The organism is Enterobacter sp. UPMP2052 (genome assembly GCF_053709675.1).
In genome coordinates this window covers 13,481-27,988 of the sequence record NZ_JBSKJR010000020.1, presented here as the reverse complement: position 1 = coordinate 27,988, position 14,508 = coordinate 13,481, and the positions used below count along the sequence as shown (strand labels likewise).

13 protein-coding genes are annotated in these 14,508 nt (G+C 52.8%); 12 read left to right on the top strand and 1 reads right to left on the bottom strand.

Going from position 1 to position 14,508, the window contains the following annotated elements; all coding sequences use genetic code 11:
- The first annotated feature begins 51 nt into the window (after positions 1-51).
- The 10 genes from rsmG to ACWKX3_RS23550 all read left to right on the top strand — a co-directional run bounded on the left by rsmG (position 52) and on the right by ACWKX3_RS23550 (position 8,170).
- Positions 52-675, top strand: a complete 624-nt coding sequence (rsmG, locus tag ACWKX3_RS23595; protein WP_006177551.1) for a 16S rRNA (guanine(527)-N(7))-methyltransferase RsmG — start codon at positions 52-54, stop codon at positions 673-675.
- 616 nt (positions 676-1,291) lie between these two features.
- Positions 1,292-1,672, top strand: a complete 381-nt coding sequence (gene atpI / locus ACWKX3_RS23590) for a F0F1 ATP synthase subunit I (RefSeq protein WP_006177553.1) — start codon at positions 1,292-1,294, stop codon at positions 1,670-1,672.
- Between the two features lie 8 nt (positions 1,673-1,680).
- On the top strand, positions 1,681-2,496 hold the full coding sequence (atpB, locus tag ACWKX3_RS23585; RefSeq protein WP_006177554.1) for a F0F1 ATP synthase subunit A: 816 nt from the start codon (positions 1,681-1,683) through the stop codon (positions 2,494-2,496).
- A gap of 49 nt (positions 2,497-2,545) precedes the next feature.
- Complete coding sequence (gene atpE, locus ACWKX3_RS23580) at positions 2,546-2,785, top strand: F0F1 ATP synthase subunit C (RefSeq protein ID WP_000429386.1); 240 nt, start codon at positions 2,546-2,548, stop codon at positions 2,783-2,785.
- A 48-nt stretch (positions 2,786-2,833) separates the two neighbouring features.
- Positions 2,834-3,304, top strand: coding sequence for a F0F1 ATP synthase subunit B (gene atpF / locus ACWKX3_RS23575; RefSeq protein WP_042321232.1), 471 nt, complete (start codon positions 2,834-2,836; stop codon positions 3,302-3,304).
- A gap of 14 nt (positions 3,305-3,318) precedes the next feature.
- Positions 3,319-3,852: a F0F1 ATP synthase subunit delta gene (atpH, locus tag ACWKX3_RS23570; RefSeq protein ID WP_006177556.1), complete on the top strand. Its 534-nt coding sequence runs from the start codon at positions 3,319-3,321 to the stop codon at positions 3,850-3,852.
- A gap of 12 nt (positions 3,853-3,864) precedes the next feature.
- Positions 3,865-5,406 carry a F0F1 ATP synthase subunit alpha gene (gene atpA, locus ACWKX3_RS23565; protein WP_006177557.1) on the top strand — a complete coding sequence of 514 codons (1,542 nt, stop codon included), beginning with the start codon at positions 3,865-3,867 and terminating at the stop codon, positions 5,404-5,406.
- A 51-nt stretch (positions 5,407-5,457) separates the two neighbouring features.
- Positions 5,458-6,321 (top strand): F0F1 ATP synthase subunit gamma, encoded by an 864-nt coding sequence (atpG, locus tag ACWKX3_RS23560; protein ID WP_042321234.1) that lies wholly within the window; start codon positions 5,458-5,460, stop codon positions 6,319-6,321.
- 26 nt (positions 6,322-6,347) lie between these two features.
- Positions 6,348-7,730 carry a F0F1 ATP synthase subunit beta gene (atpD, locus tag ACWKX3_RS23555; protein WP_006177559.1) on the top strand — a complete coding sequence of 461 codons (1,383 nt, stop codon included), beginning with the start codon at positions 6,348-6,350 and terminating at the stop codon, positions 7,728-7,730.
- 20 nt (positions 7,731-7,750) lie between these two features.
- Positions 7,751-8,170, top strand: a complete 420-nt coding sequence (locus ACWKX3_RS23550; RefSeq protein WP_006177560.1) for a F0F1 ATP synthase subunit epsilon — start codon at positions 7,751-7,753, stop codon at positions 8,168-8,170.
- Between the two features lie 303 nt (positions 8,171-8,473).
- On the opposite strand, the gene ACWKX3_RS23545 is transcribed toward ACWKX3_RS23550, so the two are convergent.
- Positions 8,474-10,570, bottom strand: coding sequence for a right-handed parallel beta-helix repeat-containing protein (locus ACWKX3_RS23545; RefSeq protein ID WP_236348072.1), 2,097 nt, complete (start codon positions 10,568-10,570; stop codon positions 8,474-8,476).
- Positions 10,571-10,914: 344 nt separating this feature from the next.
- On the opposite strand from ACWKX3_RS23545, the gene glmU reads away from it, so the two are divergent.
- Both glmU and glmS read left to right on the top strand, forming a co-directional pair.
- The gene (gene glmU, locus ACWKX3_RS23540; RefSeq protein WP_006177565.1) at positions 10,915-12,285 is read left to right on the top strand and encodes a bifunctional UDP-N-acetylglucosamine diphosphorylase/glucosamine-1-phosphate N-acetyltransferase GlmU; all 1,371 of its coding nucleotides are present in this window, start codon (positions 10,915-10,917) and stop codon (positions 12,283-12,285) included.
- Between the two features lie 349 nt (positions 12,286-12,634).
- Complete coding sequence (glmS, locus tag ACWKX3_RS23535) at positions 12,635-14,464, top strand: glutamine--fructose-6-phosphate transaminase (isomerizing) (RefSeq protein WP_101738538.1); 1,830 nt, start codon at positions 12,635-12,637, stop codon at positions 14,462-14,464.
- Positions 14,465-14,508: the final 44 nt, after the last annotated feature.

The window sequence follows — 14,508 nt, the reverse complement described above, 5'->3', positions numbered from 1 at the left end:
TGGGTAAGCGAAGCGCCCCCCGCCACCTAAGTTTTCCAACAGGTATTCACCGTGCTCAATAAACTCTCTCGTCTGCTGGATGAAGCAGGTATTTCGCTCACCGATCACCAGAAAAATCAGCTGGTGGCCTATGTCGATATGCTGAACAAATGGAACAAAGCGTACAACCTGACGTCCGTACGCGATCCCAACGAGATGCTGATTCGCCATATCCTCGACAGCATTGTTGTGGCCCCGTATCTGAAGGGCGAGCGCTTTATCGATGTGGGAACGGGACCGGGCCTGCCGGGGATCCCGCTGTCCATTGTCCGTCCTGAAAGCCATTTCACGCTGCTTGACAGCCTGGGTAAGCGTATTCGCTTCTTACGCCAGGTTCAGCATGAACTGAAGCTTGAGAACATTACGCCCGTGCAGAGCAGGGTAGAGGCGTTTCCGGCAGAACCGCCGTTTGACGGCGTCATTAGCCGCGCCTTTGCTTCGTTGAACGATATGGTGAGCTGGTGCAAGCATCTGCCTGCCGTCGAGGGCCGTTTTTATGCCCTGAAGGGGCTGGTGCCCGAGGACGAAATTGAACAGCTGCCGGAAGGATTTGCTGTGGAATCAATCGAAAAACTCCGCGTTCCTCATCTCGACGGGGAGCGTCACCTGGTGATTATTACACCAAATAAAGTTTAAAAATTTAATTAATATTGTGGAATTTGTGCTGTTCTGGTTGTGTTAAAAACGAGCACGTCGAAGACGATTTAAGCGGTGCTAATTTAACCATGTTGTTACTAAGGATTTTCTTACGTTTAACTTTACCCCTGTGGTTCAATCAGAAAATAGTCAACACTGAAAATATCAGCCTGCTAAAAGTAGGCTGAGGCAACCAGAATGCGATGTTAAATTTTTATTAAGAATGTCAATAAAAGGTTTTTGTTGTATACGGGGTTGTTTTGGAAAAAGTTGCGATATTTTATCTTTAATTTCATAAGGATGACATAAAGCGATTTACCGCTTTGATAAAAACCCCCTTATCGCAAATGTGTATTTTGTGATCGCGTGCACGCTTTATCACCAACGTTTTCGCGCGGTTTGCAGTTTTGTCCGAAGGTCGATGCTTTCATCAAAAGTTAAAAAATAGCGGTGGGGAAAAATATTTAAACATTTATTCACCATTTCGCTACTTAATGTTTGAAATCACGGGTGCGCACCGTATAATTTGACCGCTTTTTGATGCTTGACTCTGAGCCTTAAAGGACGTTTTATACGACACGCGGCATACCTCGAAGGGAGCAGGAGTAAAAACGTGATGTCAGTGTCGCTCTTGAGTAGAAACGTTGCTCGTAAGCTTCTGTTCATTCAGTTTCTGGCTGTGATAGCAAGTGGACTGCTGTTTAGCCTCAAAGACCCCTTCTGGGGCATCTCCGCTGTATGCGGGGGATTGGCAGTGGTACTGCCAAACATGCTGTTTATGATTTTTGCCTGGCGTCATCAGGCGCATACACCCGCAAAAGGCCGTGTGGCCTGGTCCTTCGCTCTCGGCGAAGTGTGCAAGGTGTTGCTGACCTTCGCTCTGTTGGTGATGGCGCTGGCGGTTTTAAAAGTGGTTTTCATGCCGCTGATAGCAACGTGGGTTTTGGTGCTGGTGGTACAAGTTCTGGCTCCAGCTGTAATCAATAACAAAGGGTAAAAGGCATCATGGCTTCAGAAAATATGACGCCGCAGGATTACATAGGACACCATCTGAATAACCTTCAGCTGGACCTGCGTACATTCTCGCTGGTGGATCCACATAACCCCCCGGCCACCTTCTGGACGATCAACATCGATTCCATGTTCTTCTCGGTGGTGTTGGGTCTTCTGTTCCTGGCCATGTTCCGCGGTGTTGCTAAACGAGCGACCAGCGGTGTTCCAGGGAAATTCCAGACGTTCGTCGAAATGATCATCGGCTTTGTCCATGGTAGCGTCAAAGACATGTACCACGGCAAGAGCAAGCTGATTGCTCCGCTGGCGCTGACGGTCTTTGTCTGGGTCTTCCTGATGAACCTGATGGACCTTCTGCCTATCGATTTCCTGCCGTGGATCGGCGAGCATGTTCTCGGTCTGCCTGCTCTGCGTGTGGTGCCGTCTGCTGACGTGAACATCACCCTGTCGATGGCACTGGGCGTGTTCATCCTGATTCTTTTCTACAGCATCAAAATGAAAGGCGTAAGCGGCTTTGTGAAAGAGCTTACCTTGCAGCCGTTCAACCACTGGGCGTTTATTCCGGTCAACCTGATCCTGGAAGGCGTTAGCCTGCTGTCCAAACCTGTTTCACTGGGTCTGCGACTGTTCGGCAACATGTATGCGGGTGAGCTGATTTTCATTCTGATCGCGGGTCTTCTGCCGTGGTGGTCTCAGTGGATTCTTAATGTGCCATGGGCCATTTTCCACATCCTGATCATTACGCTGCAAGCCTTTATCTTCATGGTTCTGACGATCGTCTATCTGTCGATGGCGTCTGAAGAGCACTGATTTTTTACCAACACTACTACGTTTTAATTGAAACAAACTGGAGACTGTCATGGAAAACCTGAATATGGATCTGCTGTACATGGCTGCCGCTGTGATGATGGGTCTGGCGGCTATCGGTGCTGCGATCGGTATCGGCATCCTCGGGGGTAAATTCCTGGAAGGCGCAGCGCGTCAACCGGATCTGATTCCTCTGCTGCGTACTCAGTTCTTTATCGTTATGGGTCTGGTGGATGCAATCCCAATGATCGCTGTAGGTCTGGGTCTGTACGTGATGTTTGCTGTCGCGTAGTAGTTGATTTAAAACCCAAAGCCACAGAAATTTAAGAGGTATTGTGCTGTGAACATGAACGCAACAATCCTCGGCCAGGCCATCGCGTTTATTCTCTTTGTCTGGTTCTGCATGAAGTATGTATGGCCGCCTTTAATGGCTGCCATCGAAAAACGTCAGAAAGAAATTGCTGACGGTCTGGCTTCCGCAGAACGCGCTAAGAAAGATTTGGACCTTGCACAGGCCAACGCGACAGACCAGCTGAAAAAAGCGAAAGCTGAAGCTCAGGTAATCATTGAACAGGCCAACAAGCGCCGTGCTCAGATCCTGGACGAAGCCAAAGCTGAAGCAGAACAGGAACGTACTAAGATCGTGACACAGGCTCAGGCTGAAATTGAAGCTGAGCGTAAACGTGCTCGTGAAGAACTGCGTAAGCAGGTTGCGATTCTGGCTGTTGCTGGCGCCGAGAAGATCATCGAACGTTCCGTGGATGAAGCTGCTAACAGCGACATCGTGGACAAACTTGTCGCTGAACTGTAAGGAGGGAGGGGCTGATGTCTGAATTTGTTACGGTAGCTCGCCCCTACGCCAAAGCAGCTTTTGACTTTGCTGTCGAACACCAAAATGTCGATCGCTGGCAGGATATGCTGGCGTTTGCCGCTGAGGTAACGAAAAACGAACAAATGGCTGAGTTGCTGTCCGGTGCATTAGCGCCTGATACTCTCGCCGCGTCGTTTATCGCCGTGTGCGGAGAGCAACTGGATGCCAACGGCCAGAACCTGATTAAGGTCATGGCAGAAAATGGTCGTCTCCGTGTGCTCCCGGATGTTCTCGAGCAGTTTGAGCACTTACGTGCGCTCAGTGAAGCCACTGCCGAAGTTGAAGTCACTTCTGCCACGGAACTGAGTGAAGAACAGCTTGCGAAAATCACCGCCGCGATGGAAAAACGTCTGTCACGCAAAGTTAAGCTGAATTGCAAAATCGATAAGTCTGTAATGGCAGGCGTAATCATCCGTTCGGGTGATATGGTCATTGATGGTAGCGTACGCGGCCGTCTTGAACGCCTTGCAGACGTCTTGCAGTCTTAAGGGGACTGGAGCATGCAACTGAATTCCACCGAAATCAGCGAACTGATCAAGCAGCGCATTGCTCAGTTCAATGTTGTGAGCGAAGCTCATAACGAAGGTACTATTGTTTCTGTAAGTGACGGTGTTATCCGCATCCACGGCCTGGCCGATTGTATGCAGGGTGAGATGATTTCCCTGCCGGGTAACCGTTACGCTATCGCACTGAACCTGGAGCGCGACTCCGTAGGTGCTGTAGTTATGGGTCCATACGCTGACCTCGCCGAAGGCATGAAGGTTAAGTGTACTGGCCGTATTCTGGAAGTGCCGGTTGGCCGTGGCCTGCTGGGCCGCGTGGTGAACACCCTGGGTGCACCAATCGACGGTAAAGGTCCGGTTGAGCACGATGGCTTCTCCCCAATCGAAGTTATCGCACCGGGCGTTATCGACCGTCAGTCCGTTGATCAGCCAGTACAGACTGGCTATAAGTCCGTTGATGCCATGATCCCAATCGGTCGTGGTCAGCGTGAACTGATCATCGGCGACCGTCAGACCGGTAAAACCGCGATGGCTATCGATGCCATCATCAACCAGCGTGACTCCGGCATCAAATGCGTGTACGTGGCTATCGGCCAGAAAGCGTCCACCATTTCTAACGTGGTTCGTAAACTGGAAGAGCACGGCGCACTGTCTAACACCATCGTTGTTGTAGCGACCGCGTCTGAATCAGCTGCACTGCAATACCTGGCACCTTACGCCGGTTGCGCAATGGGCGAATACTTCCGTGACCGCGGTGAAGATGCACTGATCGTATACGATGACCTGTCTAAACAGGCTGTTGCTTATCGTCAGGTTTCCCTGCTGCTCCGTCGTCCACCTGGACGTGAAGCATTCCCGGGCGACGTATTCTACCTCCACTCTCGTCTGCTGGAGCGTGCTTCCCGCGTTAACGCGGAATACGTCGAGAACTTCACCAAAGGTGAAGTGAAGGGTAAAACGGGCTCTCTGACCGCACTGCCGATCATTGAAACCCAGGCGGGTGACGTTTCTGCGTTCGTTCCGACCAACGTAATCTCCATTACCGATGGTCAGATCTTCCTGGAAACCAACCTGTTTAACTCCGGTATTCGTCCGGCAGTTAACCCAGGTATCTCGGTATCCCGTGTTGGTGGTGCTGCTCAGACCAAGATCATCAAGAAACTGTCCGGTGGTATCCGTACCGCGCTGGCACAGTATCGTGAACTGGCTGCATTCTCTCAGTTCGCATCCGATCTGGACGAAGCAACCCGTAAACAGCTGAGCCACGGTCAGAAAGTGACCGAGCTGCTGAAGCAGAAACAGTACGCCCCTATGTCTGTTGCTCAGCAGGGTCTGGTTCTGTTCGCGGCTGAACGCGGTTACCTCGAAGATGTGGAACTGGCGAAAATCGGTAGCTTCGAAGCCGCTCTGCTGGCTTACGTCGACCGTGATCACGCTCCGCTGATGCAAGAGATCAACCAGTCCGGTGGCTATAACGATGAAATCGAAGGCAAGCTGAAAGCTATCCTCGATTCCTTCAAAGCAACCCAGTCCTGGTAATCGTCCGGCGGCTTGTCTCACGACAAGCCGCCAGGCATTGAGGAGAAGCTCATGGCCGGCGCAAAAGAGATACGTAGTAAGATCGCAAGCGTCCAGAACACGCAGAAGATCACTAAAGCGATGGAGATGGTCGCCGCTTCCAAAATGCGTAAATCGCAGGATCGCATGGCGGCCAGCCGTCCTTATGCAGATACCATGCGCAAAGTGATTGGTCACCTTGCAAACGGTAATCTGGAATATAAGCACCCTTACCTGGAAGAACGCGACGTTAAGCGCGTGGGCTACCTGGTGGTGTCGACCGACCGTGGTCTGTGTGGCGGCTTGAACATTAACCTGTTCAAAAAACTGCTGGCGGATATGAAAGTCTGGTCCGATAAAGGCGTTCAGTGCGATATCGCAATGATCGGCTCTAAAGGCGTCTCTTTCTTTAACTCCGTTGGTGGCAATATTGTCGCTCAGGTGACCGGTATGGGTGATAACCCGTCCCTGTCTGAACTGATCGGTCCGGTTAAAGTGATGTTGCAGGCCTATGATGAAGGCCGTCTGGACAGACTGTACGTTGTCAGCAACAAATTTATTAACACCATGTCTCAGGTTCCAACGCTCACTCAGATGCTGCCATTACCGGCATCAGACGATACCGAGCTGAAGCAAAAAGCCTGGGATTACCTGTATGAACCCGATCCGAAACCGCTGCTGGATACCTTGCTGCGTCGTTACGTTGAATCACAGGTTTATCAGGGCGTAGTAGAAAACCTGGCCAGCGAGCAGGCCGCACGTATGGTGGCGATGAAAGCCGCGACCGACAATGGCGGCAGCCTGATTAAAGAGCTGCAGTTGGTTTACAACAAAGCTCGTCAGGCCAGCATTACTCAGGAACTCACCGAGATCGTCGGTGGTGCATCCGCGGTATAACCAGGTTAATTCGTAGAGGATTCAAGATGGCTACTGGAAAAATTGTCCAGGTAATCGGCGCCGTGGTTGACGTCGAATTCCCTCAGGATGCCGTACCGCGCGTGTACGATGCTCTTGAGGTACAGAATGGTAACGAGAGCCTGGTGCTGGAAGTTCAGCAGCAGCTCGGCGGCGGTATCGTACGTACTATCGCCATGGGTTCTTCCGACGGTCTGCGTCGTGGTCTGGAAGTAAAAGACCTTGAGCACCCGATCGAAGTCCCGGTAGGTAAAGCAACATTGGGTCGTATCATGAACGTATTGGGTCAACCAATCGACATGAAAGGCGACATCGGTGAAGAAGAGCGTTGGGCTATCCACCGCGCAGCACCTTCCTACGAAGAGCTGTCCAGCTCTCAGGAACTGCTGGAAACCGGCATCAAAGTTATCGACCTGATGTGTCCGTTCGCGAAGGGCGGTAAAGTCGGTCTGTTCGGTGGTGCGGGTGTAGGTAAAACCGTAAACATGATGGAGCTGATCCGTAACATTGCGATCGAGCACTCCGGTTATTCCGTGTTTGCGGGCGTGGGTGAACGTACTCGTGAGGGTAACGACTTCTACCACGAAATGACCGACTCCAACGTTCTGGATAAAGTATCCCTGGTGTACGGCCAGATGAACGAGCCACCAGGAAACCGTCTGCGCGTTGCGCTGACCGGCCTGACCATGGCTGAGAAGTTCCGTGACGAAGGTCGTGACGTACTGCTGTTCGTTGATAACATCTACCGTTACACCCTGGCCGGTACCGAAGTATCTGCACTGCTGGGTCGTATGCCTTCAGCGGTAGGTTATCAGCCTACGCTGGCGGAAGAGATGGGTGTTCTTCAGGAACGTATCACCTCAACCAAAACCGGTTCTATCACCTCCGTTCAGGCGGTATACGTACCTGCGGATGACTTGACTGACCCATCACCAGCCACCACCTTTGCGCACTTAGATGCAACCGTGGTACTGAGCCGTCAGATCGCGTCTCTGGGTATCTACCCAGCCGTTGACCCGCTGGACTCCACCAGCCGTCAGCTGGATCCACTGGTTGTTGGTCAGGAACACTACGACACCGCGCGTGGCGTACAGTCCTTGCTGCAGCGTTACCAGGAACTGAAAGACATCATCGCCATCCTCGGTATGGATGAGCTGTCTGAAGAAGATAAACTGGTGGTAGCACGTGCGCGTAAGATCCAGCGCTTCCTGTCCCAGCCGTTCTTCGTTGCGGAAGTATTCACCGGTTCTCCAGGTAAATACGTATCCCTGAAAGACACCATCCGTGGCTTTAAAGGCATCATGGAAGGCGAATACGATCACCTGCCGGAGCAGGCGTTCTACATGGTTGGTTCCATCGACGAAGCCGTGGAAAAAGCCAAAAAACTTTAACGCCTTAATCGGAGGGTGATATGGCAATGACTTACCACCTGGACGTCGTCAGCGCAGAGCAACAAATGTTCTCTGGTCTGGTCGAAAAAATCCAGGTAACGGGTAGTGAAGGTGAACTGGGTATTTTCCCGGGTCACGCACCGCTGCTCACCGCCATTAAGCCTGGTATGATCCGCATCGTTAAACAGTTCGGTCACGAAGAGTTTATCTATCTGTCCGGCGGCATTCTCGAAGTGCAGCCTGGCAGTGTGACCGTTCTGGCCGATACCGCTATTCGTGGCCAGGATCTCGACGAAGCACGAGCCCTGGAATCGAAGCGTAAGGCTGAAGAGCACATTAGCAGCTCTCATGGTGACGTGGATTACGCTCAGGCGTCTGCGGAGCTGGCCAAAGCGATCGCCAAACTGCGCGTTATCGAGTTGACCAAAAAAGCGATGTAACACCGGCTTGAAAAGCACAAAAGCCAGTCTGGCAACCAGGCTGGCTTTTTTTATGCCTTCGTTTCAGAAAAATCGAAAATGAAAAGGTGTTTTATTATTTTGTGATTTACATCACAAAAAAGTTGATCGGTTAAAAATTGAGGCGTAGACTTCTTTTTTGTGAAGTGTGTCACAAAATAAACCTTAATAAATCAGGATGCCATCATGAAACTGATCAACAAAATCATCGCCCTTTTCAGCAACATGAACGTTTCTTTCGGTACGTTCAACCACTAATCCGCTGAATGCCGAGTGGCGCCGTGCTTACCGTTGTGTGATAAGCGAAGCGCCATCTGGCAGCCTCTCTCCGCTATTGTTCACGCTCTCTCCTTTCACGATAAAATAGTTCGTCGCATCAATATTCCCCACCACCGCATCGTCGTACTTGCCTGGCGCTGTACGGACCGATTTATTGCCGGTAAAAACGCCCTGAGTTGATGCATCGCCATACGGGCTTGGGCGGAAGATAAAGTTAAAACGCTGATTGTCTGTCGCGACGTTATTGGCCACCACCAGCGCGCCCGGATTGAAGTTGTCGGTAAAACCGTCCAGATGGTTTCCGATGGCCTTACTGTTGCGGATGACATGCGCCACCGGCTGTCCTTCACCGCCGAGTTTAAACCCGTTGCTGGTGTTGTTGCGGGCAAGGGAATTTTCGATGGTTACAACGCCGTTGGCACCGTCTTCGATTTTGTTGAACAGGTCAAAGCCATCGTCGATGTTGTCGTGGGCATAACAGTTCTCCAGCCGGTTACCCTCCCCGACGCGCATTTTGACCGCGAACCCGTCGGCGTTGATTTTACCGGGATCTTCATTGCCCCAGGATTCCGAATCGATGACCCGATTGAAGCTGGCCCACAGCGGGCGGCCAATATTTTCCGGGGAAGAGATCTGGATGCCGGTATCGTCGTTGCGATAGGCCGTAACCTTTTCGATAAGATTGTGGCTTCCCTGCACCCGCAGGCTTTTATCCGTGACTTCAATGCCCTTGATGTGCCAGTAGTTCGCATTCACCAGCAAACCATGAATGACGGCTTTGCCTTTTGCCTGCAATAAGGTCATTTTTCCCTCACTGCCGCTGGCCGTGAGCGGGATTTCAGTCCGGGGATAATCTCCCGCTGCCAGGATAATCTTGCCGCCCGGCGAAACCATACTTATAGCGGTGGCGAAAGCCATGGGGGATGCTGGTGTGCCCTGCCCGTCTGCTTTGCCTTCAGGGGAAACGTGAATCACCGCAGGCTCAATGCCGTTCACCTTTTCCACGCTAAACGCCTGCTGCACGGGCGTGCCGCTGGTGGGGGTAAACGTCAGGCTAAAAGTCGCATTTTGCGTCAACGTTGTGGGAACGACGTACATCTCACCGGCTTTCACCTGTTTATCACTCCCGATCACCACTTCATTTTGTCTGACGCTGAAAACGCCGTCGTAATTCGCTCGTGCCTGAACAAGATAGCGTTCCGAAGCGCTTTTGCTGGCAGAGGCGCGCTGCACCACAACGGGAAGGGCTTTTGCCTGCCAGGGTTCCGAGGCCACCGTACTGGCTTCAGAGGTGGTGAGAGAGGCATCGGAGACGGTAATTTTGGCATTCCGCGAGGCGAAGAAGCCCACGTAGTAGCTGTTTTGATTCTGCACGGCGATCAGGTCGGCGCGCGGCACGCTTTTGCTTATCCACGCGTCGCTGCCTGCCGGTGCCCACGCGGTGATAAACCCGTCATTAGTGCGCACCAGTTTTAACCGGAATGCCGGCGTCTGGGTGATATCAATCTCTTCCTTGTAGCTCTGCTTGTTTATCGCCGCCCCGGCATCGCCCCACGGATGCGAAATCCCCTCGCGCGTTATGGCCTGCAGTTTTACCCGATGATGATCTTTTTTATCCTGCGTCATGATGGCATTCATCACCAGGTTCGACGCCGCCGGGAATTCCTCATAGCCTTCCTTTAGCGGCTGCTGGCGCGGCACGCCGAGAATATCACGCACCATAAGCCCCGCGCCTTCCTGTGCCGCCGGTTTGGCCCCGTTTTCCGGGCCGAATTGATCTACCCGAACGGTAGCCTGTAAGACGAAATTCTCTTTTGCCGGCAGTTCGGTGTAGAAAAACGTTAAGCCGTCGTGGGCGTTCGCAATTTTACCGCCGCGGCTCTCGATCGTAATCGGTTTTGACAGGTCCGCCGTCTCCTGCGACGTCAGCGTTTTCCCGTCAAGGGTGACATCGTTAACGCCGATTTTTTCCGCTAAGACGTTGGATGAAAAATTCAGATCGGTAGACTGCCCGAACGTAATGGCTTTCCAGACGGGCTGTTCCGCCGCCGTGGCCGCAAAGGCGCAACAGATCATAAGGGACAGAGGTAGGTAAGCGTTCATCTTATTCTCCTGATTGATAATTGAGCGCCATTATCATCAAGTTGAAACGTTGTTTCTTTTTTAATCGTCACACTATTGAATATTTAAAACAGTGTTTTGTTTTAAACAGATCTTTATTCATGATCCAAAAAAATAGCTAAGCTATTGTGTGGGTTAGCGACTTACCGAGAGAATGCTATTTTCCAGAGTAAAAGTGATTTACTCTCCCCTTAAAATCGGCCTCAAATAGCCGTTATTGGCAGATGTTGAACGTTTTCGCACCACTCCATTTCATGATGCAAAATATGTAGAATTTTCAACGTCAAAGGGTTTTACTTCTCACTTAAATTACAGTCAGGACGCGTATGTTGAACAATACGATGAGCGTGGTCATCCTTGCCGCTGGTAAAGGCACCCGCATGTATTCCGATCTTCCTAAGGTGTTGCACACGCTGGCAGGAAAGCCAATGGTGCAGCATGTCATTGATGCCGCGAATGAAGTTGGCGCTCGCCAGGTCCATCTGGTGTACGGTCACGGCGGCGATCTGCTGAAAGAGACGCTGCGTGACGACAAGCTCAACTGGGTCCTTCAGGCAGAACAGCTGGGTACGGGCCACGCCATGCAGCAGGCGGCACCGTTCTTCGGCGATGACGAAGATATCCTGATGCTCTACGGCGATGTTCCGCTGATCTCTGTTGAAACCTTAACCCGCCTGCGTGAAGCCAAACCGCAGGGCGGCATCGGTCTGTTAACCGTGGTACTCGACGATCCAACGGGCTATGGCCGTATTACCCGTGAAAACGGCAACGTCACCGGTATCGTGGAGCACAAAGATGCCAGCGATGAGCAGCGTAAAATTCAGGAAATCAATACCGGTATCCTGATTGCCAATGGCGCAGACATGAAGCGCTGGCTCTCTAAGCTCAATAACAACAATGCACAGGGTGAATACTACATCACAGATATCATTGCGATGGCGTATCAGGAAGGCCGCGAGATTGCCGCCGTACATCCGGCGCGCATCAGCGAAACGGATGGCGTGAATAACCGCCTGCAGCTTTCCCGCCTCGAGCGTATTTATCAGGCCGAGCAGGCTGAAAAGCTGCTGCTGGCGGGCGTGATGCTGCGCGATCCGGCGCGTTTCGACCTGCGCGGCACCCTGGCACACGGGCGTGATGTTGAAATTGATACTAACGTTATCCTTGAAGGCCAGGTTCAGCTTGGCAACCGCGTCAAAATTGGCGCTGGCTGCGTGATTAAAAACAGCGTTATCGGTGACGACTGCGAAATCAGCCCGTACAGCGTCGTGGAAGATGCCCACCTTGAGGCGGCCTGCACCATCGGTCCCTTCGCGCGCCTGCGTCCTGGCGCAGAGTTGATGGAAGGCGCTCACGTAGGCAACTTCGTCGAGATGAAAAAAGCGCGTCTGGGTAAAGGCTCCAAAGCCGGTCATTTGACCTACCTGGGCGATGCGGAAATTGGCGATAACGTGAACATTGGTGCAGGCACCATCACCTGTAACTATGACGGTGCCAATAAGTTTAAAACCATTATCGGCGATGACGTGTTTGTCGGCTCCGACACGCAGCTGGTCGCACCCGTCACCGTGGGTAACGGCGTGACCATTGCTGCCGGAACAACCGTAACGCGAGACGTAGCGGATAACGAGTTAGTGTTGAGCCGCGTACCGCAGGTTCACAAGCAGGGCTGGAAACGCCCGGTGAAGAAGAAGTAACAACAAGGCGGGTGGCGCTACGCTTACCCGCCCTGTGATTGAGTCGGCCTGATAAGGCGTAGCCGTCATCAGGCAAACCCGGGTGAGGAGATAAATATATATCTCCCCCCACAAGCAGCACCCATAACTATAACCCCACTCTCTACAAGGCTCGGGGTGCCCGGAAAGGGCGTTACCCAAAGGATTTCGCGTTGTGGCAAGGCGGCAAGCGTATGAGTCCATGGGAGCTTAATTAAGTAAGTGACCGTGGCGAGTACGAGAAGCCAACGCAGCCGCAGCGTGAAAGACGTAGGGTAAATACAGGTCAGCGACAACGCAGGCATCATGCCTAAATTCGGAATCTAAAACTATGTGTGGAATTGTTGGCGCAGTTGCGCAGCGTGATATTGCTGAAATCCTTCTCGAAGGTTTACGTCGTCTGGAATACCGTGGCTATGACTCTGCTGGTCTGGCTGTGGTGGATGAAGCAGGTCATATGACCCGTCTGCGTCGTCTCGGTAAAGTGCAGATGCTGGCCCAGGCCGCGGAAGAACATCCGCTGCACGGTGGTACCGGTATCGCCCATACTCGCTGGGCGACCCACGGCGAGCCGTCTGAAGGTAACGCGCACCCGCATGTGTCTGAACACATTGTGGTGGTGCATAACGGCATTATCGAAAACCACGAACCGCTGCGCGAAACCCTGAAAGCGCGCGGCTATACCTTCGTCTCTGAAACCGATACCGAAGTGATTGCTCACCTCGTCCACTGGGAGCTGGAGCAGGGCGGCACGTTGCGTGAAGCGGTGCTGCGCGCTATCCCTCAGCTTCGCGGGGCATACGGTACGGTGATCATGGATTCCCGCGACCCGTCCACGCTGCTGGCTGCGCGTTCCGGTAGCCCGATGGTTATCGGTATGGGGATGGGTGAAAACTTTATCGCCTCCGATCAGCTGGCGCTCCTGCCGGTGACCCGCCGCTTCATCTTCCTCGAAGAGGGCGATATCGCGGAAGTGACGCGCCGTAGCGTAACCGTGTTCGACACCACTGGCGCGCAGGTCAAACGCACCGAGATCGAATCTAACCTGCAGTACGACGCGGGCGACAAAGGCGCTTACCGCCACTACATGCAGAAAGAGATCTACGAGCAGCCTAACGCCATCAAAAACACCCTGACCGGGCGCATCAGCCACGGCGAGGTAGATCTGAGCGAGCTGGGCGCACACGCCAACGACCTGCTTAGCAACGTTGAGCACATCCAGATCGTCGCCTGCGGCACCTCCTACAACTCCGGTATGGTGTCGCGTTACTGGTTTGAATCCCTGGCGGGCGTGCCGTGCGACGTGGAAATCGCCTCTGAATTCCGCTATCGCAAATCCGCGGTGCGCAAAAACAGCCTGATGATCACCCTTTCCCAGTCCGGGGAAACGGCGGACACCCTGGCGGCGCTGCGTCTCTCTAAAGAGTTGGGCTACCTGGGTTCTCTGGCCATCTGTAACGTGCCCGGCTCGTCGCTGGTGCGTGAATCCGATCTGGCCCTGATGACCAAAGCAGGCACCGAAATCGGCGTGGCTTCCACCAAAGCCTTTACCACGCAGCTGACCGTTCTGCTGATGCTGGTGGCGAAACTGGCGCGTCTGAAAGGTCTGGATGCGTCCGTTGAGCATGATATTGTTCACGGCCTGCAGGCGTTGCCGAGCCGTATCGAACAGATGTTGTCTCAGGACAAACGCATTGAAGCTCTGGCGGAAGATTTCTCTGACAAACATCATGCGCTGTTCCTTGGCCGTGGCGATCAGTATCCGATCGCGCTCGAAGGCGCGCTGAAGCTGAAAGAGATCTCTTATATCCATGCGGAAGCCTACGCGGCGGGTGAGCTGAAACACGGCCCGCTGGCGCTGATTGACGCGGATATGCCGGTTATCGTTGTGGCACCTAACAACGAACTGCTGGAAAAACTGAAATCGAACATCGAAGAAGTACGCGCCCGTGGCGGCGTCCTGTACGTCTTCGCTGATAAAGATGCCGGTTTCACCAGCAGCGACAATATGCACATCATCGACATGCCGCATGTGGAAGAGGTTATTGCCCCAATCTTCTACACCGTTCCGCTGCAGCTTCTGGCCTATCACGTTGCGCTGATCAAAGGCACTGACGTTGACCAGCCGCGCAATTTGGCAAAATCGGTTACCGTTGAATAATTCAATATATTGAAATGTAATAGCCTCGTAAATCTATGATTACG